25 protein-coding genes are annotated in these 24,669 nt (G+C 33.3%); 24 read left to right on the top strand and 1 reads right to left on the bottom strand.

Going from position 1 to position 24,669, the window contains the following annotated elements:
• Positions 1–76 precede the first annotated feature (76 nt).
• The 24 genes from AA0017_RS09450 to AA0017_RS09335 all read left to right on the top strand — a co-directional run bounded on the left by AA0017_RS09450 (position 77) and on the right by AA0017_RS09335 (position 24,379).
• Entirely contained in the window at positions 77–2,935 is a 2,859-nt protein-coding gene (locus tag AA0017_RS09450; protein WP_413381253.1) for a hypothetical protein, read from the top strand.
• 488 nt (positions 2,936–3,423) lie between these two features.
• Positions 3,424–3,636 carry an XRE family transcriptional regulator gene (locus AA0017_RS09445; protein WP_413381251.1) on the top strand — a complete coding sequence of 71 codons (213 nt, stop codon included), beginning with the start codon at positions 3,424–3,426 and terminating at the stop codon, positions 3,634–3,636.
• Between the two features lie 236 nt (positions 3,637–3,872).
• Positions 3,873–4,253, top strand: coding sequence for a hypothetical protein (locus AA0017_RS09440; RefSeq protein WP_413381250.1), 381 nt, complete (start codon positions 3,873–3,875; stop codon positions 4,251–4,253).
• Positions 4,246–4,518, top strand: a complete 273-nt coding sequence (locus AA0017_RS09435; RefSeq protein WP_413381248.1) for a hypothetical protein — start codon at positions 4,246–4,248, stop codon at positions 4,516–4,518. The genes AA0017_RS09440 and AA0017_RS09435 overlap by 8 nt, the downstream gene beginning before the upstream one ends.
• On the top strand, positions 4,487–5,296 hold the full coding sequence (locus AA0017_RS09430; RefSeq protein WP_413381246.1) for a hypothetical protein: 810 nt from the start codon (positions 4,487–4,489) through the stop codon (positions 5,294–5,296). Before AA0017_RS09435 ends, AA0017_RS09430 begins: the two co-directional genes overlap by 32 nt.
• A 168-nt stretch (positions 5,297–5,464) precedes the next feature.
• On the top strand, positions 5,465–5,656 hold the full coding sequence (locus AA0017_RS09425; RefSeq protein WP_413381244.1) for a hypothetical protein: 192 nt from the start codon (positions 5,465–5,467) through the stop codon (positions 5,654–5,656).
• A gap of 28 nt (positions 5,657–5,684) precedes the next feature.
• Positions 5,685–6,179 (top strand): hypothetical protein, encoded by a 495-nt coding sequence (locus AA0017_RS09420; RefSeq protein WP_413381242.1) that lies wholly within the window; start codon positions 5,685–5,687, stop codon positions 6,177–6,179.
• Positions 6,179–6,922 (top strand): hypothetical protein, encoded by a 744-nt coding sequence (locus AA0017_RS09415; protein ID WP_413381240.1) that lies wholly within the window; start codon positions 6,179–6,181, stop codon positions 6,920–6,922. The genes AA0017_RS09420 and AA0017_RS09415 overlap by 1 nt, the downstream gene beginning before the upstream one ends.
• A gap of 60 nt (positions 6,923–6,982) precedes the next feature.
• On the top strand, positions 6,983–7,720 hold the full coding sequence (locus AA0017_RS09410; protein ID WP_413381238.1) for a hypothetical protein: 738 nt from the start codon (positions 6,983–6,985) through the stop codon (positions 7,718–7,720).
• Positions 7,710–8,018 (top strand): fibronectin type III domain-containing protein, encoded by a 309-nt coding sequence (locus AA0017_RS09405; protein ID WP_413382519.1) that lies wholly within the window; start codon positions 7,710–7,712, stop codon positions 8,016–8,018. The genes AA0017_RS09410 and AA0017_RS09405 overlap by 11 nt, the downstream gene beginning before the upstream one ends.
• 111 nt (positions 8,019–8,129) lie before the next feature.
• Positions 8,130–8,663 carry a hypothetical protein gene (locus AA0017_RS09400; RefSeq protein WP_413381236.1) on the top strand — a complete coding sequence of 178 codons (534 nt, stop codon included), beginning with the start codon at positions 8,130–8,132 and terminating at the stop codon, positions 8,661–8,663.
• Positions 8,664–8,702: 39 nt separating this feature from the next.
• The gene (locus tag AA0017_RS09395; RefSeq protein WP_413381234.1) at positions 8,703–14,273 is read left to right on the top strand and encodes a phage tail tape measure protein; all 5,571 of its coding nucleotides are present in this window, start codon (positions 8,703–8,705) and stop codon (positions 14,271–14,273) included.
• 21 nt (positions 14,274–14,294) lie between these two features.
• Positions 14,295–14,810 carry a hypothetical protein gene (locus tag AA0017_RS09390; protein ID WP_413381232.1) on the top strand — a complete coding sequence of 172 codons (516 nt, stop codon included), beginning with the start codon at positions 14,295–14,297 and terminating at the stop codon, positions 14,808–14,810.
• Between the two features lie 54 nt (positions 14,811–14,864).
• Entirely contained in the window at positions 14,865–15,734 is an 870-nt protein-coding gene (locus AA0017_RS09385; protein WP_413381231.1) for a DUF5309 family protein, read from the top strand.
• Positions 15,735–15,862: 128 nt separating this feature from the next.
• The gene (locus AA0017_RS09380; RefSeq protein ID WP_413381229.1) at positions 15,863–16,276 is read left to right on the top strand and encodes a hypothetical protein; all 414 of its coding nucleotides are present in this window, start codon (positions 15,863–15,865) and stop codon (positions 16,274–16,276) included.
• Between the two features lie 11 nt (positions 16,277–16,287).
• A complete protein-coding gene (locus AA0017_RS09375; RefSeq protein ID WP_413381227.1) occupies positions 16,288–17,952 on the top strand; it encodes a DNA packaging protein in 1,665 nt (554 codons plus the stop codon).
• Positions 17,952–19,316, top strand: coding sequence for a phage portal protein (locus tag AA0017_RS09370; RefSeq protein ID WP_413381225.1), 1,365 nt, complete (start codon positions 17,952–17,954; stop codon positions 19,314–19,316). Before AA0017_RS09375 ends, AA0017_RS09370 begins: the two co-directional genes overlap by 1 nt.
• A gap of 470 nt (positions 19,317–19,786) precedes the next feature.
• Positions 19,787–20,419 (top strand): tyrosine-type recombinase/integrase, encoded by a 633-nt coding sequence (locus AA0017_RS09365; protein WP_413381223.1) that lies wholly within the window; start codon positions 19,787–19,789, stop codon positions 20,417–20,419.
• A 295-nt stretch (positions 20,420–20,714) separates the two neighbouring features.
• Entirely contained in the window at positions 20,715–21,056 is a 342-nt protein-coding gene (locus tag AA0017_RS09360) for a hypothetical protein (RefSeq protein WP_413381221.1), read from the top strand.
• A gap of 375 nt (positions 21,057–21,431) precedes the next feature.
• Positions 21,432–21,776 carry a hypothetical protein gene (locus AA0017_RS09355; RefSeq protein ID WP_413381219.1) on the top strand — a complete coding sequence of 115 codons (345 nt, stop codon included), beginning with the start codon at positions 21,432–21,434 and terminating at the stop codon, positions 21,774–21,776.
• Between the two features lie 11 nt (positions 21,777–21,787).
• The gene (locus tag AA0017_RS09350; RefSeq protein WP_413381217.1) at positions 21,788–22,384 is read left to right on the top strand and encodes a hypothetical protein; all 597 of its coding nucleotides are present in this window, start codon (positions 21,788–21,790) and stop codon (positions 22,382–22,384) included.
• A gap of 127 nt (positions 22,385–22,511) precedes the next feature.
• The gene (locus AA0017_RS09345; RefSeq protein ID WP_413381215.1) at positions 22,512–23,360 is read left to right on the top strand and encodes an SHOCT domain-containing protein; all 849 of its coding nucleotides are present in this window, start codon (positions 22,512–22,514) and stop codon (positions 23,358–23,360) included.
• A gap of 20 nt (positions 23,361–23,380) precedes the next feature.
• Positions 23,381–23,704, top strand: a complete 324-nt coding sequence (locus tag AA0017_RS09340; protein ID WP_413381213.1) for a hypothetical protein — start codon at positions 23,381–23,383, stop codon at positions 23,702–23,704.
• Between the two features lie 87 nt (positions 23,705–23,791).
• Positions 23,792–24,379 carry a hypothetical protein gene (locus tag AA0017_RS09335; RefSeq protein WP_413381211.1) on the top strand — a complete coding sequence of 196 codons (588 nt, stop codon included), beginning with the start codon at positions 23,792–23,794 and terminating at the stop codon, positions 24,377–24,379.
• Positions 24,380–24,428: 49 nt separating this feature from the next.
• On the opposite strand, the gene AA0017_RS09330 is transcribed toward AA0017_RS09335, so the two are convergent.
• On the bottom strand, positions 24,429–24,629 hold the full coding sequence (locus AA0017_RS09330; protein WP_413381209.1) for a helix-turn-helix transcriptional regulator: 201 nt from the start codon (positions 24,627–24,629) through the stop codon (positions 24,429–24,431).
• Positions 24,630–24,669 lie beyond the last annotated feature (40 nt).

The raw sequence follows: 24,669 nt of genomic DNA, 5'->3' as shown, positions 1-24,669 counted from the left end.
AGCGTGTTGGATGAGAGAAGGGGCAAACGTTCTGCTCCCTCCTCTCAATAATTTAAAAATAGAGGGGTAGATGTGATTGACAGATAATAATAACTTATACATACCATCGATTAGTGCGGAAAGTATCTATAATATGAGTGTACGCGGCTTGGAAAATGTAATGAGATATGAATATAAAGGGATGATACCTTATTCATTAGAACTCATAAAACTCCGTTCATATAAACGGTTATTGTCGGAAAAGACCATTGAAAAAAATAATAAGGTTAAAAAATACTCGGATTCGATTATCAATATTAGTTTCATGGACAAAAAGAAGAATGGTGAGAAAATCCCTTCGTCTGTGCGTGATTATGATAGTGTGATGACACGATTACTGAATCAATATAAAAATTTGCGTAGAGAAGCCAGAAAGAATGAGGAGATTATCAAACAGATTAAGAATGCAAGGAAAAGAGAAAAGCTCCAAAAGAGTGTTAAGTATCTTAATAATAAAGCTGAACTTGTAAAAGACCACTTTAAAAGAATCAAAGAAAATAAGGATACTGATATATTCAATAAGATGGCAGCTCCTGATTTGCGTAAATATTTGTATACGAATGGATTTACTTTTAAAGGAAGGAAATATCGATTTTATAAACGAACTGCAAGCAAGTCAAGGCAATCTAATGCTCTTTTCATTTTAGATGAATTGTACGAGCCTATGATTGAGTGGTCGAATATGGGACTAGATTTAACTGGTAAGCTAGATGTAGCGAGTTTATTGGCCTATCAGTCTCTCGTTTCATCTTCAATTGAAACGACTATTGATATTAACCCAAAGAATATTTTTATTACTGACGATAAGTTTAGCATTTTTGAAGAAGGAGCAATTGAAGTAGGTAATGACCTTAAAGCGGTATACAATGAAAATGCAACGATTGAAAACAACATCTGGGATGGCGAAGGTTTGATTGAAAAATCGCTCCTAGATAATATTGGTCGAGGAGATAAAGGGATGATTCTCACTCGTCAGCATTTTTGGAAATCGTGCCTGTTTTCGTCCAATATCCAATTGTTTTTAATTGACAAGCATAAAGAGCTTACAGATCCGAATAATGCAAATTATGATCCGAAAGTAAACTCAGATTATCAAAAATGGAAGTTGACAGATACTTTTAGAAATAAGATATTAGCAAAAGATATACTTGTTATAAGTACGCCCAGCTCCACTAAATTCTTGAAATATGCTGACGGTAAGGAAAAAGAAGCTTATGCAAATTGGTGTAAGCGAGTGAAAAAAGACAAGTTTAAATTTGGTGTCTGTAAATCGGAAAAACCTTCCAAAAATGATGACCGCTCATATTCGTCTTATCAGATGATCAACACTCTAGATGTTGATGAAAGTGGAGTAAAAGATTTAGCTGAATTTGAAGTCGAACACATAAAATCTTTACAAGGTATTGTGGATGAGAATGGGAATGTAGATGATGAACCATTTATTGAGTATTTGGAAAATAATAAAGATATGAGTAACGCATATGAAATGTTGAGCGAGATTTATAAGATAAATCCAGATATTGTGAGAACTAAAATGTTTAGAAACTATAGAGCGAAGCAAATCAGTAATTATAAAACAAAAGTAAAGGGTGGTCGATTACTTTTGCAAGGTGATTATTGTACAGTTTGCAGCAATCCGTATGAATTGTTATTGAGTGTGGTTGATCAATTTGATAACGAATCTCATACCCTGCAAGATAATCAAGTATATACCACGCTATATGAATTTAATGAAAAATACATAGTCGCAAGAAACCCTCATAATTCTATGAATAATTATTTTGAAGTGGAAAATGTATATAATGAATTGCTTGAGAGGTACTTTAACTTTAAAGAAACGCCAAACATAATTGTTATCAATAGTATACGCAATAATATATTATCCCGACTTAATGGCATGGATATGGATTCTGACACTTTACTCGTTCTAAAAGATACGTATATGCAAAGTGCTGTCAATCATACCTTGAGTAATAGAATTTATCCAGTGATTTTAAACAAGATCAAATCGGAGCCTAATCCAACTGAGTTTAATTATAGTAATATTGCGGAGATTGATTTGAAGACGGAGAAATCTCAAAGTTGGATTGGTGAAACAACAAATGTTGCGCAGTATCAAGTTTCCTTATTTTGGGATGTGAAAATGAATGAAGATGATGGGGATTCAAAGGATGAGAAGCTTGAGCAAATACAAAAAAATATAGCAGTTGCGGTCGTCCTGTCGAATGTGGCTATAGATTATAGTAAAAAAATTGTTACTGTAGATGTTAATAAAGCGTTGCGTGAAATTCGTTCCTGCTACACAGCTAAATCATTACAGCCAGTATTGAATAAAGAAGGAGAAGAAGCTAGGTATAAAAGAAGTGGCGAAGTAAAAATGAAACTCAAAAGAAGGAATAAACCTGAATTTTGGAAATATGTTTCTAATTCGAATGTAAATAAAGAAGAATTTTATTGTCCTATGGATTTATTGATTAAGTATATTGATGAAATCGGCAAAGCGCCGTATCGGAAAAATCTTGCTTTTGAAAATTTATTAATAGATTTAGATAATGAAAAAGCGGATGAGCAACAAATCAATGACATAATTAACTTGGTAAAGGACTTTGATGAGAAGATAAAGAGGATTAACTCAAATGAAGAATGTGATAAAAAAGATGAAGAACTATATCAAGAAAAGAGGATTAAATTGGAAGAAGCTTACGACAATCTAGATGAAAAGCTTGCTAAAAAGACTATAAGGAGAGCCACAATACATAAGTTGTTAAAGTTGATTTCAATTGAAACGAATAAAAAGACTAGCACCAATCAATTATCTAGCATTTCTATTCATCTGTTAAATTCTCTCTATCGAACACATGGAAAGACATTTTTAAATCTCATAAAAAAGAAGTAAAAAATAGATATTTTCCCAAAAAAGTATATACATAACTGTCCATTTTCTTAATAAAAATGGGCTTTTTTCTTATTTTAAATTTCTACCCTAATGGAGAGAGGAGTGCACCACTGAATGACGATGAACCGTAAAGTCAGAGTAAGTGTAATTTTCCTCTTTATATTTTTTATTAAAAATGATTATTTATATCCATCTTTAGCATACCATTATTTTATATCAATAGCAATGATTATTTTTCATTAAATTTAAAATGCAATAAAACAGGTGATAGCGTTGAGCATTTTAAATTTAATGAAGGATTATCCAACATTAATCCTTTTTTTGTTTTATGAGTATCCATTACTAGTTTATGTATTTGTGATATTTTACAATCCCCCTGTTAATTGGGGCAGTTCTGACACTGCCCCCAATTTTTTAAATCAATTAATTTAATAAACATATTGAGTAAATATATTGAGTAAATATTAGGCGAAAGGAATGAAAGGATGATGACCAGAGATGAAATAACTTTATTATTTATGGAAAAGAAAAGAAAGAATATAACGAATAAAGCTTTAAGTGAACAGTTAAATTGTTCGCAACCGCTCATCAGTCGCTTTTTTAATTATCAATGCAACATTAGCAAAGAGAAAGAGCAAAAGTTGATAGCGATAATTAAAGAGGCTAAAGAGTATGAATGGCGAAAAGTACCGGTTGAGTAAGAGCCACGGACGTTATCGGTCATATAAGACTGCCCAGATTTACTTGCGTCCATTATAAATAAAAAGTAAATCATAAAATACATTTGCCATAAATGTATTTTCTCCGAGTTTTATTTTATTTTTAGTATGCATGAGAGGTAGTGGGCTAGATAATTGCTATCTAGCCCTGTTCGTGCATTCCTCGTATTATCCCCCTTCCTTAATTTTAAATTAAAAGAGATGAAAGGATAGATAAAATGAAACGTGATGAAATGGTGATTTTAACAAAAGAACAATTAGACGATATAATCTATTACACAACTAGACGTGCGGTAAAAGAACAGTTAGACAATTTATATAAAGGGTTGTCGCAAAGGTACTTTGAGCAATATGAAACTGATTTGCGTTTATTAAATGAAAAACTTGATCATGTGCTCGTACATGTGAAATATAAAAGTGAAACAAATGAGGAGAAGGAATCAACTTCTTTAAAAGACCAGGTCATTAATAAATCTGAGTTAGCTAGTCTCTTAGATAAAGCAAAGGAAAAAGGAATTGAATTACCTGAATTTAATCAAAGGGTACCAATGAATCACAACTTGCCAAAGATTAAATTAAGCGGTGTTCGATATGAGTAAAAAATATTTATATTTGTGTACTCCGCAAGATTTAGACAATGTTGAAGACATACGGCTATTTATTGCTGAAAATGAAGAGAAATGTGTTGAAGAAATCGCAAAGATTGAGAGCACAAATGAATTATTTAGGGAGAGCTATGAATTGATAAAGGGTGATTACTTCCAACTAGCTCTTAAACTTATTAAGAATGGAGAGTGGATGAAAGTAAACGTACGAAAGGTGGCTGAGATTGATGGAGCGGAAGAGTTCCAAGTATTGCACTAATTGCATGGTTATTGATGATAATAGCTATTGTGAACCCTGTGGAAATGAGAAAATAGAGATTGTCATTACCGTTCAAAATGGACGAAAAAACTATACCGATCCAGAATTTTATTCGAAAATGAGAAGTAACTATGAAATTATTGACAAAATAAAAGTGAATACGTTGCCTACATTACATGAGATAAAAGATTTTTATGAAGTACATATGTTTGATGATGGATACATAGGCGTATATAATACCGATTGGAAAAGGTATGTAAAACCGCATATTGGTGGTGATAGAACATATTATTTTCGCTACGGGTTGAGGAATAAAGATAATAGGTCTAAAACTGTGTATATGCATCGATTAGTTGGTTTGGGCTGGATTGATGGTTGGGCTGATGGTTTGGTTATTGACCATAAAAACATTAAGTTGTTCAGTAATCCTAAAGATAATCAACTTTTTAATTTAAAGGAAAATCTGGAATGGGTATTGCCAGAGGTTAATACTAAGCGAGCTGTTGCAAATGGATTGAGTGTAGGAAGACCTAAAGTTGAAAAGGTTATTAAGCCTAAATTGACGCTTTTAGAGAGGTCTGAAGCAACAAGAAATGGTAAAAGAGGATTGGATTACGAACAAGTTGATGAAGTATTTAAATTGTTTTCAAGTGGTTACGGTGTTGTGAAAATAGCTGAAATTTTTAATGTTTCACAACCATGCATAAGTCAAATTGTAAATGGTAAACGTTGGACAACCCATCCAGCGAGAGAGCGATATATGAGTATTGTTTGTTAAAGCTTATAAAAATGAAGGAATTGGATCAATTTCGCATTGATTGGAGGGAAAATAGAATGACAACCAAAGAACAGAAAGAAAGTTTTATCGCAGGATTAGAGCAATTTGCAGACATGATTGAAGCTCTAGAGGATAACGATACTGATATGAAAAAACAAGGTGACATTTATGAGTGAGGATTACTCTAAGTTTATGAGACAGCTTGAAGAGATGTTTGAAGAGTTAGAAAAAGATCCAAGATTAACTCAAGATGATGCAATTAATATCATAGATTCGATTTATGATGATCTTTCACATCATTTCATTGATGAAGATGATCTAGATGATAAAGATGAGTACATATTCGAACCTATCAAGTAAGTTAAATAAAGGGAGGTGATTGCGACCAATGCGATTACGTGAAAATGTAATGGATGTTTATAGTGCTTTAGTTAAAGACAAGGATTTGCTAAAACTATTGGTTTATCCTGCTAAAAATTTAAATGATAATGTGTTAATCGATACATTAGATAGGCCAGATATATTATCTCTTCCTGACAATGAAAAATGGGGAATTATCAATAGTCGAATTACTCCTACAGTCAGTGAAGTGGAATTAGAGACTGATGAAGTTCCCCGTGTTCTATTTTATCCTCACAATCGTTCCGCAACCGGTAACTACAAAACTGCCAGTCAAGATGTCATTATAGATGTTTTGGTTCCCCATTCATTTCAGAATGATTTCCGATTAGAGTGGATCTGTGACAAAATTGCAGATATTTTATTTAATAAACATGTGACGGGTTTAGGTAAGATGGATTTTGTAGGTGGCAGTCAAATTGGAGCCGTAAGCAAGCATTATGTAGGATTCAGGCTTCGTTTTGCTTTTGGGAGCGTTAAGTAATGCTTAAAAACTGGAAAGGTGAGCCTACTTATTTAAAAAGCATAGGTAATGTATATCCGATTAGGGTAAGAGATTATGATGAGTTCATGAAACTTGTTAGTATATTAACGCTTAACTATAATCATTTTGATGTTGATCACATGAAAAAAACCGTAGAAAATGAAGATTTAAAACTATTGGATTTACTTGGAGTTATTTCCATAAGCGATCCTAAAAGCAATGTAATAGATAATCTAATAAGATTATTTAAGCTCGTCATGCGAATTGATGATGTGAAATTGATATCGAGTCAACCAAGCTATCAATTAGCATTTAAGGTCGGTAGCAATGTCATCCATAGTAAAAATTATGATGCTTTGCGGGAACTTATTATGCAACAAAACCTAATCTTTGAGCCGCCTGTTTTTAAAAGTAAAATCAAGCAAGAATGGGCTGAAATGGTGTTGAGAGCAAGGGCTAAAAATGGGATAGATATGGACATAGAAGAATTTTTAACCACAATCCAAGTTGCAAGTGGTAAACATCCAAGTGAATTATTAGATTATACAGTTTATCAAATAAGGTCTGAGTTTGCTCGTGTAAATAAAATTAAATCTTATGAAGCTAATCTAGCCATGATTGGTCACGCAAAAGAAATTAGCAAGTTACATTTCGCTGAAAAAACTAATATCAGTAGCAACCCGTACGATGGATTATTCGTGAGTGGCGACAAGTTAAGCAATATAAAAGAGAGTATCAAGTAAGAGCAGTTAAATAGCTGGTCTTATTTTTTATTAAATAAAAAAATTAATGGAGGTTTTTTAATGTCTTTAGTAGCAGATGTATTTAAGGCTTTACTTATTTCAGCCGATGGTGAGGTTATCGCACAAGATGAGTTATCACAAGCGGATATCGGAATTGAAACAGAAACAAATGATGTAATTGCAGGAAGAAATGAGTTAATTGCCATTTTACACGGTAGACGTGAAATTACAATTGATTTCCAAACACCACGCTTTAACTTTAAAGCTTTAGCACAGCATGTGGGAACAGATGTAATCACAGGTGAGGGCGAAGCTTATGCAATGCCAAAGTGGTATAAAGTCGGAGAGGATGACACAATTTCCTTAGATAATACACCTCTTGGAGAAAAAGATATGGTAGTTGAGGATTCTGACGGGAAAGTAATAGCACATGAAAGAATCCTTATCACAGGAAAAGAAGTTGCATTTTCAAGCGGTGTGGAAGAAGGCGATTCTGTACGAGTTGTGACTTACAAATACAAAACACCTCAGACGACTCAAACAATTGAAATCGATTCTGGTAAATTTCCAAAGGATGTAAAGCTTGTTCTTGAAACTTTAGAAATCGATGATGATGAGCAAACAATGTCATTATTGCAATTTGAGTATCCTCGTGTTAAGCCTTCTGCAAACTTCTCAATTAGTACGGCTTCCGCTCGTGAAGCCGTAACACATGAAATGTCATTCCGAGTGCTGAAGCCAAAAGAACATTCTAAAATTGGAGCGTTCAAACGTATTCCAGTAACGGATACGCCCTAATAAACCCCAAGGATTAACAGTAAACTCCATAGATCATGAATCAGTAGAGTTTTCTTGGAGTCCTGTTGAATATTTTGGGGGAATTAAGCATTATAAGATTCGTAGAGATGGTCAAGTAATTGATACCGTTACGGATACGGAATATCATGATTCAGGATTAGATGAGGAAACAGAATATACCTATCGTGTATCTGCTGTTTCTGAGGACGGAGAGGAATCGGGATTGTCTGAACGATTAATCATAACAACCGATGAAGCCCCTCCTCCACCTGAACCAGATCCTGATGAGGAAGATTAATACATAATTAAGGGGAGTAACTTCCCCTTTTTATAAAAATAAAAGGTTTAAATAGTTTATATTTTCACGCTTTATTTTTATAAAAAAAGATTAAAAGGAGAATGATTAAACATGGCAAACAAGAAGAGTAAATTAACTATGACAAGTATCAACAATGCAGCTAAAAAGCTGAATAAAAAAGAGGAAGTTGAGCTATCAAATGGTAGTGTATTAGAGTTTTCTCCTAAATTCAAGGAAACTGATATTCAGGAGTTAATGAAGGAATTACAACAGAAAATTCTTTATGCAAACGATAAAAATATCACATTGGAAGCAGATTTTATTCCACAATATGTCATGTTTTTGTGCGTTAAATATTTTACTCATTTAAAGACAAGTGTTCCCGATGAATTTGAAAAGCAAATTATTTTCATGGACAACCTTATCAACAGTGGCTTTTATAAAGAAATTATTGAAGTTGCTTTTGATCCATCAGAGCTTGAAAAAGTTTGGGGATCTATGAGTGAAGTCGTAGCTCAAGCGAAAGTACAAGATGACTTTATGAAGCAAGCTGAACGGAAATTTACAGAATTAAAGATTGCGAATCAAGAATTGATTAATAATGCATTCAAAATTGAAGAGGAAAAAAGTGAGGAAGTGGGCTGATACGGTTCACTTTCTTTTTAATGGAAAGGAGAGTGACCGGTGAGCGATAATATTAGATTTCTAGTAACAGCGGATTTAAATAAAAAGTTGTCAACTACTGAGATTCAAAAAAGTTTAGATCTAATTGCATCCAATTTAGATTTGAATATTGGTGTTTCAACGAAAAACATTAAAGATATTCAAAAGCAAATTAATCAATTACAGCAACAAGTATTAAAAAATAATGGATTAAAAATTATCGATGATCAATCTGCTATAAAAGAGATCAATCAAAGTAAGCAAGGTGCTAAGGAGCTTTATACTGAAGTAGATAAAGCGGTAAAAAGATATTCCGAGCTTGGCCAAGTTAAAGTTGATAAGACGATTGATCCAGCGACAAAGCAAGTTAAAGAATTTCAATTAAACGTAGAGAAGGCTAATGGAACAGTAGAAAAATTAAAATTTAATCTTGTTTCGTTGAGTATGCCTGACGGGACTTTAAAGAATGGATTTGAGGAATCTTCACGAAAATTAGTTGATAATACTCAAAAAATAGCTGAACAGCAACTTCAAAATAGACAAAAGACGGAACAGGCTATAAAAAAAGAGAATCAACTACTAAATGAACAACTTCAAATTTTTAAACAAAAACAAACGTTGCAAGCCCAAGAATTAACGAGGAAATATCCTTCTGTTGATAAGGCGGCTTTAGATGCTCAATTAGCTTCTGTAAACAGGCTTAGAGCCGACACACCGAGATTAAAGCATGAAATGGATAAGCTTGCGTTATCTATGAGACAAGTTGGAGTTGATGCACGAAAAACTACTGCTGAGACAAATAGTTTAAGTTATGTTATTTCTAATGCTATGAAAAAATTTCCAATTTGGGTTGGAGCTTCATCGGCTTTTTATGGAGCGATACGTGGGTTAACATCTATTCGTGATATTATCATCGATGTAAATACACAATTAACTAGTATCGAAAAGGTTGCCCAAGACGGTACGAACATGGAAGCTATGCTATCTAATTCAATTGAGTTAGCTTTTGAATTAGGAAGGACTGTCGATGGCGTTTTGTCTTCTATGGAGACATTTGCAAAGATGGGATTCGACCAGATTGAAACAGAGATAATGGCAACTTCATCTTTATTACTAGCTACTGTTGGCGAGATGGAAGACGCTTATGCCAGCAACAGTTTAGTAGCGGCCATTAAGCAGTATGGGATGGATATTCAGGAAGTTACAAGGGTCGTTGATGTCTACAATGAAGTGTCGAATAATAGTGGAAGCACAAGTAAAGATCTAGCTGATGGTATTAGTAAGAGTGGTACTGCTGCTAAAACAGCAGAAGTCGATTTTGAGACGTTAACTGCTCAAATTGCTACAGTTACAGAAGTTATGAAAATTAGCGGTAAAGAAGCAGGTAACTTCTTAAAGACTTTCTACAATCGCATCCTTCGAGATACCACTATTTCTGATCTTGAAGATTTAGGTGTCGCTACAAAAGGTACATCTGGTGAACTATTAGCCGCTGATGTGATTATTCAAAACTTAGCTGATAGATGGGATACACTAAGTAAACAGCAAAAGAATGCTATTTCTCAACAATTAGGTGGAGTTTATCACGTCAATAAGGTTTCTTCTTTAATTGAAGGTCAGGCTCGAACAGTTGAATTACTTAATTATGCATATGATTCACATGGTTCAGCTCAAAAGGAAATGGAGATTTATTCAGAGTCGATTGCATTTAAGATTAATCAACTTACAGCAAGTTGGCAAGAATTAGCCTTAGTGATGGGTGACAACGGTGTAGAGTCTACAATTCGTGGTTTTATTAGTGTCGCTACTACTTTAACGCAAGGATTCACTGAATTAACCGATGCTACAAATGGGTGGAATATTAAACTTCCCCTATTGGCTGGTGGAGTATATGGATTAGTTAGAGCATTCCAAGCACTCAGTTTAGCTGGATTAGGAGCAAAGCTTTCATTAGGGTGGATTGGTGCCGGTTTAGTTGGACTTGAACTATTGGCAAGTGCTTTCATAGGTGGAGCTAGGGCATCTAATATTAATACAGATGCACTTGTTCAAAATGCTATTAAGAGTCAAGAGAGCACAGACAGGCTAAAAGATCTAATCGAGCAACATGATAACTTAAAAAATGAAGTATCCGATGGAGCCGACAAGCAAGATGAATTAAAAAATGTTCTAGAAGATATTCGTTCAATTTCTCCTCATTTAATTGAGTTAACTGGTCAATATGGTGATACATTAGAGCTTAACAATAAAAAAGCAAATGAATACATAACAACCCTTGAAAAAATGACCAATGAACAATTGAAGCAAACAAAAGCATTAGCTGAAATTGAATTAATTGAAGCTAATTCAAATGTTGCTGACATTGAAGAAGATTTAGGTCAAATAGAAGATAAAGTTAAATCATCTTATGATAAAATACAAAAATTTCAGGAGCAGTATAATGTTCATACTGTTCAGGAAGCCGATAAGCTACGAAGTGAGTTAGCTAAAAAAGTAAAAGATGCTGACACAGCTCAAGAACTTAAAGCCGCACATAAAGAGCTAAAAGAATATGAATCCCAGCTCCGTCATTTTAACAAAGCTATGTCTGATGATAAATTAGCTGAGTACACAAGCAAACATCAAGATTTAAATGAAGCAATATCAAATAGAGACGGTGTTCAACAACGCATAGAAACAATTGATCAATTAATTAATGGTACATATGACGGATCTGAAGCAATTGACGGGTTGATTCAATCTTTCGAATATGAAGAAGATGCTTTAAATGCTTCTAATAGTGCAATGGAAGAGAGAGTCGACATCACAGAATCTCTATTCGGAGTCACAAAAGAACTAACCGAAGCCAACGCACATCACGCTAACGTCTATTCTCTGCTTTCAGGTGAAGAAAATTTAAATAAACAACAAAAAGAAGCACTCTCTCAAGCTGTTCAACATTTATCCAAACAATATCCTCACCTAGTCAAAAATGGTCAAATACGTATCGATGCTATTCGTAATGAAATCAAAGCAGATGAACAACTATTAAAAGCCACTTCTGGTCTAGCTTCGGGTATGATGACCAATGAAGAAGCTAAAACAGCCAAACAGCTCATTGAGACTCAGAATAGAATTCAATTAATTAACGCTGAAATCAAAGCCTACAATGAAGCTAATCGCATGATGAGCAATGTAATGGCTGCTCTCAGTCCATCTGGTGTATTCGGCATAGCTAATCAAATGATTCACAACTCTGGTTATGGTGTATTTGCTAGAGCTATTGATCAGGTAAGTATACAATTACCAGAACTCACAAATCAAAAATACGACTTAGCCACATCATTAGATGAATTAACTTCTAGCACAGGATCGGCATCCAATGCAACAAAAGACAATTCCAAAGCTAATCAAGATTCTATCTACATAGCTGACAAATATAAAAATTCACTTGAAAAACTCAACGTTGAATTAGCAAAAGTCAATCAACTTAAATCGCAATATGCACCTCATTCAAAGAAATATCGTGATGCAGTTCAACAAGAAATCAAACTTTTAGAACAACAAATCAAACTCCAAAAAGATCAGCAAAAGAATCTACAAACTCAATTACGCACAAATAATTTCCAATCTACAGGAATGATCAACAATTCCTCCTCGTCTACGTCTTCATCTTCTTCATATTCTGGACGATATGCGAACGAAATTAATCAAGCGGCTCAAAAATATAATCTCGATCCAAACTTAATCGCAGCCGTAATCCAAGCCGAATCTAATTTTAATCCTAACGCTCGTTCTCATGCGGGTGCTCAAGGGTTAATGCAACTTATGCCTGCTACAGCTAGAGGATTAGGAGTATCTAACTCATATGATCCACTTCAAAATATCATGGGTGGAGCTAAGTATCTTTCTCAACAATTAAGTTCGTTTGGTGGAGATATTCAGAAAGCATTAGCCGCTTATAACGCAGGCCCCGGGAATGTACGTAAATATGGTGGTATTCCTCCATTTAAAGAAACTCAAAATTATGTACCTAAAGTATTAGGTTACTACAATAACAATAGTGGTGGTAACACATCCACTGTTTCAGCTCAAACTCAACAAGCACAAGTTCAACAAACAGCCGATCAAACTTTATCTGAGATTAACTCTATTACTCAAGATATTTTAAGAAGTCAAGATCAGATTCAACAACTTCATATGGAGTTAGTTAATTCAAAGGTGGCTGAGTTTGAATATCAAAAGCAATCGCTAAATGATCTGATTTCACTTGAAGAATATTACCTTTCTACTTATAAAGAAACAGATGCCACATATCGGCAAAGACAATCTTCTCTTGCTAACTTAAAGAAACAACAAGCTGATTATACTCAAAGCGCCATTGAATATATGAGTAAAGAGTTGAAGTCTAATAAGAATCTCAATCAAGCTCAAAAAGCTCAATTAAAAGATAATATCGCATCTGCTAAGTCTGAGTATTATGGGTTACTTCAAACAATTGATGACATCAACAGAAGCATTCAAGACTCATTTAATCGTGTAGCTGATGAAATCATAGAAGCCTATAAACAAGCCTATGAGAAACAAAGACAAATTGCTTTAGATGTTAATGAAAATGAAATGAAAATCTTACGTAAGAATCATGACGAGAAGATGAAGATGCTTGATGAAGAAATGGATCAATATGATCGTTTAATCAAAGCTAAAATTGACTCTATTGATAAAGAAGCAGATGAAGAAGATTATGCTAAGCAACTAGCTGATAGACAAAAAGAACGATTAGAAATTCAACGTCAAATTGACATCCTTTCAATGGATGATTCAATGGAAGCTAGAGCTAAAGTGGTTGATTTAGAAAAGCAACTAACTGACAAAGTTAGAGAAATTGAAGAATTTACTACTAATCGTGAGAGAAAGTTACGTAAAGATTCCTTACAACAACAACTAGACGATAGAAAAGAGTTAATTGACGCTGAACGAAAACTTGAAACCGATCACATGGAGCAACAGCAAGAACAACTAGAGACGGATAAAGAGAATATTGAACGTCATTATGATGATTTAATCAACGATGAACGTCAATTCGCCAAGATGAGAGAACAAGTCTTACAAGGCAATGTCAATAATATGATTAACACACTTAAAGATTTCTCAAAAGAAATCCAATCTAATATGAGAGTTATTGGTAAAAGTATTTCAAACAATCTGATTGATCAAATTTCAGAAGCACAGAAAATGTTGAATGGTATTAATCTCAGTGGAGGAAGTTATAACGTAACCACTCCTACTCCATCACCTAAGAATGTGTCAAGCTTTGCAAGTGGTGGATACACAGGTAACTTCAAAGGTGGTAAATTAGCTGTTCTTCATGAGAAAGAGTTAATTTTGAATAAGAGTGATACCGAGAATATGTTAAAAATGGTTGAAAAAGCTAGAAACATAGACTATAAATTACCAAAATTAAATAATTCTCATGCGGCTAATAACTCAACGACAAATAATACATCTAATCATTTTAACGTTGATGTCACTATGCACGGTGTTAATGACACTAAGAAATTTTACAAAGAACTTAATGATGGCCTACAAAGCAAGGGAGTTAGGTTTATCTAAACTACAATAGGAGGAACTAAAATGGAAGAAAATAATGAAAGTGTAGTTGAAACAGTCGAAACAAACGAAGAGGAAGTAAAACAGCCAGATGGAGTTGAGGAAGTAAAAGTCACAGATTTAACGGAATCAGAAAAAAGTGATGATGTTGATCATGAAGCTCAAGTAAAGGAGGTGAAAGATGAGTTAGATAAAGTCAAGGCTGATTATAATGAATTACTTAGCAAACAGCCAAAGGAGAAGTCAAAAGAAGAAATCGAACTAGAAAATCAAAAGAAAGAATTGTTCGATCAAAAAATTGCGTTTGAGTTTGAAAAACGTGGTTTATCTGAGTTTGCCGAACTAATTTCCATTACGGATGCTAAGGAAATTGAATCTAAGTTTGAGAAATTGCAAGCAGTCATTAATTCAACTGTATTGAAAAACTCATATGTTCCAACGGATCATAAGCAAGAAGATGCATATTCAGCAGCGGTTCAAGATGGAGATTATAAGAAAGCGATGAAAGAAAAATTAGGTAGTTTTTTAAAGTGGGGATAATTTAATCCCTGCTTTTTAAATATAAAAAAATTAAAAGAAAAGAGTGATTTATCAATGTTCAACACAACAAATTTCGTAGAAGGTCAGTCAGTAGATTTAAAGAATGAAATTATTTTAGCGAATCCAGTAGCGTTACCGTTTTCAACATTCGCATTAAACAAGACGGTGAAAGCTGATAGTGCAACAGTTAAATGGATTCAAGAAGAAATTGCTGATTCAGCAGTAACAATGGCAGAAGGTGGAGATGCACCTGCATATAAAAAAGATAACGCAGGATTATTGGAGAACTATTTGGAGATTATTGGTAATACAGTAACTGTTTCCAATACAGCACAAGCTTCTTCAGCAGTTGGAATTAACGATTTATTTCTAAGAGAGATTGATAAGAAGATTGTTGCCACAAAGAGGAAAACAGAGAATGTACTATTATATGGAGAGAAAGGGTTTGTAAATAGTACATATAAAACAGATGGTATCTTCAACTTAGTAAATGAAGAGCATCGTGTAGTAGGTGACATTACTTTAGCGAGTTTCAATGAAACGATTTCACGGTTGTATGATGCTGGTGTAGGTCATGAGATGCTTGCTTTCATGAACGCACATACAAAGCAAATTCTTAATGGTTATGCTGATGATGTAGTGTACCTAGGTAAAGACAAACAATACGGGTTTGATATCGCTAGTTATTCTACTGCTTTTGGCATGGTTTCATTTGTCGATGTGCCAATGATGAAGAAAGGTGATTTAGTAGTGCTTAATCCTAATTATATTGAAACTCCAGAGTTGATGAAATTAAATGTTAAGCCTGAACCTTCTTCAGGTTCTAAAAAATCAGCATACATGGAGCAACAGTTGGGGCTAAAACTATTAAACTCTAAAGCAGCAGCTACACTTCGACCTGAAACTGAAGAGAATGGCGAATAATAATTAAATAACAACTGTGGGATGAGCCTTTGTGCTTGTCCCATTTTTAATATATAGAACTTTAAAACAAGCATAGGCTATTAAGCTTGTATTTCTTTTAAAGTTCTAATAAAAAAGGAGAAATGAAAATGAACATTGACCAAGCACTAAGAAAAATCAAGGAAGATAAGTCTAGATATTTTAAATATAAGCATGATCTGTTTTTTAAAGACGAAGATAAGCCAGCAAATGATGAAGAATTTTTAGTTGCAACAAGAGCTAAAACATTAAATACATTTAGAAGATGGGAGCGTACTCCAGAATATGCGGCTCTATATGCTTTGTATTTGGAGGCACAATATCCTAGTGATTTGAGTAAAGCATATCAGCGAATGGCTGAGGGGAATGCAGATAAAGAGAGTATTGATGTCATGAGTAAACTATTAAAATTGAAAGAAGATATTAAAAGGAATGCAGATGAAGCAAGGAAAGAGTTAGGTTTTGGTAAGAGTAAAGGAACGAAAAAGACCGATGAATTAGATGATTTGGATACGAGTAAGTAGGAGGTGAAAGGATGGATGGTTATAATATCGAAGACTTACCGGTAAAATTACAATTAGTAATGAATGATTTTGAGTTGTTTGCTCGCAATTTCATTAAGATTATTGATAATAATAAAAATACCGTTCCTTTTATTCTGAATCCAGAGCAAAAGGAATTTTTAGAAAATATGGAAACTTATAATGCAATTCTAAAGGGTCGTCAAATTGGATTTACCACTTTCTCTTTAAACTATATGTTGTATTCAGCAATTAGACATCCAAATACTTCATATATGATCATGTCTCAGACAGCCTCTGTGTCTAAATCTATATTCAAGAAGTTAAAAGGTGTATATAAGAGATTGCCACATAAAGAGTATAAAGAGTACGGGATATTTCCTAAAGTGACGTTATCTAATCGAGATGAGTTTGAATTAGAGAATGGATCACGAATCGTAATTGCCACAGCAAATGGAGAGGATTCTATCTCTGGAAATACCTTCGAAATTATCCATTTTTCAGAATTTGGAAAATATAAACCATATGAGACTCAGGACGAGATTATTGCTACAGCTATTCCAGCCTTAGCCAAGAATGAAGATGCTCGTATTATCATTGAATCGACAGCAATGGGACATAATTATTTTTATGAGTTGTTCATGAAAGCATGGAAAGACAAAGATAGAAAAGATGAGATATGGACTCCATTCTTTTATAGTTGGCTTGCTAAAGCTTATGCGGATCAATACAAGCATACATATGATAAGGCCGAGAAATGGTTTAAGGGTCAAAATAAAGGTAAGCGTATGACTGAGGAAGACTTGACAGATGAAGAGTTAGAGTTAAAAGAAACATACGGTGCTAATTATCGCCAGTTAATGTATAGACGTTGGTATATACAGTTAAACAGCGAAGAAAAATTCAAACGTGAGTTTCCTACAACTCCTACAGAAGCATTTTCAACTAGTTCGATCAGTATGTTTAATATGGATACCATTATGGAGCGTATGCAGAATTTACCGAAACCGCTACCCAATAAGAAAGTATTAGAGAAAAGCGATTTTCCCGAATTGTTAAAGCAACACTTAGGGAAGTCGCTATTTTTATATGAGCTACCTTTGCATAAGAAATATTATGCTGGTGTGGATAGTGCATTGGGTAGAGGTGGAGATAGTAGTACAATTACAATCATTGATGAAGATGGCCGAGAAGTCGCTTATTTTAAAAGTAATAAAATTGAGTTGTACAAATTTGCGGACGTGGTTAATGCTTTGTGTCGTTGGTATAAGTATGCCTTAATTGCGGCGGAGAATAATGGCATAGGTAGTCCATTGGTTGAGAAGTTACGTGGTGAGTTACATTACATGAATATGTTGAAGTATAAAGCTTATGATTCCGGTGGTAGTGGAAGAGTACATCTTGGTTTCTATATGGATCGTGATACTAAGCATGTATTAATCCAGCAATTTAAAGAATACTTTGAGCGTGGAATGATACTGATTAACACTAAAGATACTCTTGATGAGATGTCTATTTTTATTGACATGAATGGAAAACTTGGAAATAAAAAAGGTGCAAAAAACCATGATGATTTAGTTATATCACATGCGTTAAGTGTACAAGCGTTAATTAAGGGACGAACAGGACTATGGTACGTTGAAGATCCACATGATTTTGGTAGAGAGGAGATAATTTAATGAAGAAAAATGACCGTTTGTGGTTTAAAGATTATGTCAATGATTATTCCAATAAAGCAAAAAAGAGAAGAATTATTGATTGGAATTCATATCTAAGTGGCAATCATAAAATTTTAAATGAACCTAATGAAATGTTTAACGGGAAAGAGTTAGAAGTGAAAAGGACAATTATCAATATTCCTAAAACGATTAATTTGTTCCATAAGACATATTTACTTGAAAATAATCTACAGATAACAGGCGAAGAAGAGATTGCTTCTGATTATAACAAAGTATATGAGAGAGGTGATTTCCATTCGTCTAATTTTAAGCTGTTAGATACGTTTATTAATCATGGTGAAGTGTATGAGTTTGTTTATAGTGATAAAAAAGGTATTATAAGATCTCATTTATTTAAGCCTCAGTATTCGTATCCGGTATACAATCATAAAAATGAGATGGAATCGTTTGTCTATCATTATACATACGGCAAAGTTGATTATTATGAAGTGTATTATTCAGATTTTGTTGAAACATATAGTACGGTTGGTAATGACTTATTGTTAACGAGTAGGAAGCCGAATGCATCAGGTATGTTGCCAATTCCATATTTACGTGAAGTGGATACTGAAGATGGAATTATTAAACCAGATATTGAGTTTTATAAAAGTTCAATTGATGACTTAGAATATTTAATCGCAAAGACTCACGATGCGGTGTATAAATTTATTACGGGAACCTTGCTGATACGTGGGCAAATGTTAACATTACCTGAAGGGATTAAAAATAGATTAGCGGGTTTTGCTCTTAATGTAGATGATAATGGTGATGCTGAATATATTCGTAATGATGTATTAGTAGAGGCTGCTAAATTCTTAAAGCAAACGTATATAGAAGATATTCTTAATACATCTGAGACTCCAGCTATTGCATTAAACCAAACAAGTATTGATAACATTAGTGAAGAATCCATTAGACACTTTTATAAAATTGCTGATAATAAAGCGTCTGAACATAAGAGATACTTGCGTAATGGATTTAATTTGAGACATAGAGCGATTAGGAAGTTATTAGAGTTGCAGGGTACGTCTTATTCAGATGATGAGTTTCATTCATTGAAGACCAACTTCCAAACTCTAAGACCGAATAATCATAAAGAGCAGATTGAAGTCATGAAGCTTTATCGTGAGGAAGGTGCGATGAGTAGTAAGACAATATTGGAGTACAATCCATATGTTACAGATAGCAAAGTGGAGTTGGAGAGAATTAAACAAGAGCAGGAAGAGGAGAAGGCAAGTCAAGGGAAAGATGAGACGGTTAGTGATCCTATGAATAGTGAGACATATATAATAGAAGAAACTGGTCAAGAAAGCGTAAAAGTTTAGGTGACAATTTAATAAGAATACTAATGTGGCAAGGGTTAGGGTGGTAAGGTACTATGCTATTTTGCACGCACCTGTTATATATACGGGTGGGGGTATATTAAATAGGGTAAAATCATCAAAATTCGACAAAATATGTCGAAAATGACCAAAAACGTTGATATATCAATGCTTTCGGCTGTTTTTGTCTACATATATCTTCATTTCATATGTTGAAAGGATAGCAGCATTGCATAGGTTAGGGACTCGGAATTTTAAAGAGTCCTTTTTTTATTTTATTATCAATATGTATTATTCATATAGAGACTTGAATGCGAACTAATCACAAAAGTTCGTATTCGTTTATTGTCTAAAATACTTATGTATCAAGGGTTACAAAAGATTTAGATAAATTTGTATTTCATATTGCTTCTTTGAATGCGAACTATTATAATTAAATTAGTAGTTAGTTCGTATTCGGAGGAGTGGTAAAAATGGCAAATGTAAAAGTTAATGGAGTCAGAAAAGCGGAGCAAGTTGAGCCAATCAAGAATAAGAAAGATGTCAAGAAGCTTATAACATATTTAAAAGCTACTAATGTTCGGAATTATACTATTGTAGTCGTTGGTATTAATGTTTTGTTAAGAGCGGGCGACTTACTTAATCTAAAATGGGCTGACATATTAGATGATGATAGGGATATTAAAGAGTATTTCTATATCACGGAAGATAAAACAGATAAAATTAGAAAAGTAGAACTAAATGATTCGTCTATTGAAGCGTTGAAGCTGCATAAAGATTCGATTAAGAACTTTAATATTAATAATTATATATTCGAGTCAAGAAAAGTTAATAAAGATGGTGAGAAGAAGCTTGATGTTAAGGCCTTGCATCGTATCATTAAAGAAACTTGCAAAGAGTTGAATATTAAAGGTAACTTTGGTACTCATACATTAAGAAAAACTGGTGCTTATCGTATTTATGCTGACAATATCGCTGAAAATCCTATGATTATATCGTATCTTCAAGAAATTCTTAATCATAGTTCGCAAAAAACAACCTTGAGATACATTGGAATTGAAGCAGAACGTATCACTAGCATCTTTAAAAACTTAAAACATTATTGAGACGGTCTAATTAGGACGGTCTTTTTCTTTATTCTCATCGTTATTAGACATTATCAGACGTGTATATCAAGCCATATAGCAATGTTAATGGAGCCAATACATATATGACTTGATAATCTAACGTTGGTTGTAGCGTGGCCTGATACCCCCTTAGAGCCGATTATTTCGCTAACATATGTCTTTACACACCCACGAAAAAAATAGAGAAATTTGGACTATCTAAAATTAAAATTAAATTTAAAAAGGAAAATTATCCTCTTTTGCCGAAATGTAGGTGAAAGGAGATGATTTATCCATGAAGAAACAATTAGGAACAAATGAGATTATATGTGATTATTGTAAAGATGATGTCAGAAAAGACAATGTTAAATTTAGCATAGAGTTGCCGCATGACATCATACCAAGAGAAGCAGTAGAAGCTTTAGTTGCCAATAGGATCGCTATTGCTAAAGGTGACTTTTGTAGTAACGATTGCTATAACTCAGTATTAGTCGATGAAACCATTAGTTACTTTCTGACTGCTGTATCGTTACCAGAGTTGAGTTTTCTTGATAAGAACTTTGAAAGTGATTTAAAAAAAGCAAAAGTCACATTAGAAAAGTTGAGAAATTACAAAGTTTCGAGAGAGCATCCGTAGCGGATGCTTTTTATATTCAAAATAACAAGGTGGAAAGAATCTTTCACAAAGTACCTCTTTAATTGTGATTTCAACCAACGCAAATTTTCGTTCGTCAGATTTTTTATAAAAAGTGGATTAGATGACAACCCAAATTTGGGTGCTGACCAATTTTTTATTACGGAGGTGAACCAATTGAACAACCGTTTAATCTATGCCACATCCCCTGAATCCTATAAGGATGCTGCAAATGAATTAAATATATTGTCGGAAGCTACATCCAGTATACATACATACTGCGTACAATGTATGAGTTTTATTAAAAAGGAAAAATGCTGTTCTAATAGCAAAGTTAATATAATTTCAATTACCGTACAGAAATAAGGAGGAAATAAATTGAACTACACTAATAAAGAGTTCCTTGCACTTGAAACTAAAGGAATCAATATCACAGATGAAGAATTAGAAATGTATTTTTACAAAGTAGGACTAGATTCAGCCGATACATATTCTAATGAAAATGAAAAGAAAATTCTAAAAGTTGCTGTCCTTATTCTTGAAAGCATTGCTAATCAACCTGATACAATGAAGGATTATAAGAATGATGATGGTATATCCGTCACGAAGTTTGCTGATAATCTTCATCGAAGAATCCAATATTTAAATGGAAAAATCCAAGAATTAGAACGGAAAGAAAATAGCCATTCAAATTCATCTGTCTTTTATATGTTTGATAGCTAAAGGAGGAAATTATGCCATCAATTAATCTATTTAAAAATTCAACAGTTGATGATTTTAGTTCAATATTGAATAATCTAGGGGAACCAATCCTAATCAATGATACTGAATCAATAGGAGTCGTTGCCACACCTACGCAAAGTCGTACTCCATCAGATGATGACCGATACATCACAACAAAGGATAAAATTAGTCGTGGAGATGTCATCAAATGGAGAGATAGAGAATGGCTTATCTTAAACGAAGTAGTGGCTGCACAAAAAGAATCATATAAATCACTCATGAGACACTTGGCTCATACTTTAAATATTCAAATCGGTATGAATCAAGGTGAAATCATAGGTTATGACAGTCTTGGCCGTCCTATTTATAGTGATCCGGAACCTATCTATGCTGAAATTGGAGTATTAGCCGAAGCAGAAAAGCAAGTTGCTGGGAATGGTTCTATTCGACTTGTAGACGGGAATATTAAGTTAATTGCACCAGACAATGAACAATCTAGGCTTGTTGAGGTCAATCATACATATACAATCGGAAACATTGAATATAGGATTTATGGAATTGATCCGACAGAAACTGGATTATTATTAATGTATTCAGAGAAGAAATAACTAAGGGTAGCTCGTTTAAATTAGAGCTACCCTATTTTTTTATTTTAATTATAGATATATAGTTCTATTCATTAGAATAAAATGGTAAAATAATAGTAAAAAATTGAGGAGAGTTGAGGGGATTTTATTGGGGTGTATAATTCCGGGTATTTTAATATTTTTTGGTTTATACCTTTTCACTATTGATGTTTGGTTAGGGACTTTTGCAACAATAGCATTTTTCTCATTAGCATTTTACTTTGTGTTTAAATCAGAGGGCAGTATACGAGAATTAAATAACACAAAAATGAAAAAACTATCTGATTTAAAAGGAAAGCTGGAAGGTTTTATTGAGTCCAAAGAGTTTGTCGCATATGATTTAGAGACTGCATTAATTTTAGATGAAGAAAATAGTAAACTTGCAATAATTAGACTAGAAGATGAGTATGTTAAAACTTACGACTACAGCGAGTTATTAGAATCTGAAGTGATAGAAGATGGTATAACGGTTAACAAAACATCTAGGAGTAGCCAAATTGGAGGTGCATTGCTCGGTGGTGTGCTCGCAGGAGGCGTTGGTGCTATTATCGGTGGTTTATCTGGGAGTTCAACATCAACTCAAGAAGTAAATAGTGTCGACATTAAAATTGTAGTCAATGATACTAGCGAACCAATATTTATAATCAATTTCGCTAAGGCCGATGTTCCCGATTTTAATGGAAAGCCATTTCCGATGAAGAAAGATGATGAAAAGTATAAAAAAGGAATTAAAAGTGCGAATTACTGGCATAGTTTAATTAGCGTTTTAATTAAAAAAGCAGATGACTTAGATAAGAAGAATGAAAAAGATGAAAATGAAGATTTCCAAAAAAGGCTACATGGTTCTGTGAAGTCCCATTCAATTGCAGAAGAGCTGAAGAAACTAAAAGAATTACAATTAGAAGGAATTTTAACTAGCGAGGAATTTGAATCTCAAAAAAAGAAATTATTATCATAATTAATTTCTAGGAGGATACTATGAATATTAAAAATAATAGTTGTAGCATTTGTAAATCTCAAACTAGTAAAGCGGTTGATGGAGTCAACCCATTTGAAGAAAAAGATCTTTCATTTGAGGGATATAATTTAGTGATAAAAGTTTTTGGGTTAAATAAAGATTCTTTCTGCAGTGATAAATGTCTTAATATTGCAACTCTTAAGCAAATGATTAATAATTATGAACTTGAAAATATATTATTTAATGAAACTGCTGATTTGCGTAGTAAAGATATGCAAGAGAAAGCAAAATTACTTCATCAAAAAGCTAAACAAATTTTAGCTGAATTAGAAACAAAGAGCTAATTTTTAAAAAGTAGGGCTACTTTAGTAATTGTTATTCATGCTTTTTGATTATTTTTTTAATTAAATACATAAACAGGGGGCGATTAGTTGAATTATAATAATGGAATTGGAAAGGTTTTATTTTACATTGGGGCAGGAGTAATTATATTTGGACTTTTGGCAGGTGTTATACTTGGCACGGAAGAAGTTGGATATAGTCGGTATGAATTTATTTGGAGTATTTTCTTTATTTATACTTTAAGTGGTCTAATAAGCGGGTTTCTTATAATCGGAATGGCTGAAATGATTGAAAGACAAACAGAAACAAATAAGTTATTGAAAAAATTAGTTTATCCTAATTCGGCATCAAATCAAGTAGCTGTATCGGTAGAGGAGAATGCTAATTCTGTTGAAGCAGTTAATTCAAACGAGAATAAATTGAAGCACAATGAAGTAGACTGGGATTTTGAAGGTGATGATTTAGTTAAGATACACGATTATGTTGAAAAGAGAGGTAACTTTATTCAAGATATCATTGCAACTCCTTTTAAATATAAGTATATAGCTGTCATCAAAAATGAACCTCAATTATTTATGATTGATAGTGAATACTCCAATAAATTAGTAAGCTTAAAATTATCAACGTATCCTAAAGTTGAGAAGTGGTGGAACGAATATAAGCATGAACTTAAATAAAATGAATCATTTCCCCTTTTAAAAGGGGATTTTTTTTATTTTTCATTCTTCATTCCTCTCTATACTCCCACAATTCATCTACTTTACAATCCAATCTCTTTGCCAGTTTAAAAGCCTGCTCTAAATTAGGCCTAGATTTCCCTGTTACCCAATTGCTAAATGTCATTTTGCCTACAGAAAACTCTTCAAAAATATCCACTTGTGTCAACTCTAACTCCGCTAATCTAACCTTTATTTTAGGTTTTAACATGATATTTCCTCCGATTAACCTCTTTTCACTTATTTTATAT

Origin of the sequence: Alkalihalobacillus phoenicis, from assembly GCF_047302405.1 — a bacterium.
Classification (GTDB): Bacteria; Bacillota; Bacilli; order Bacillales; family Bacillaceae_D; genus Alkalihalobacillus.
This window is presented reverse-complemented; position numbering and strand designations above follow the sequence as displayed.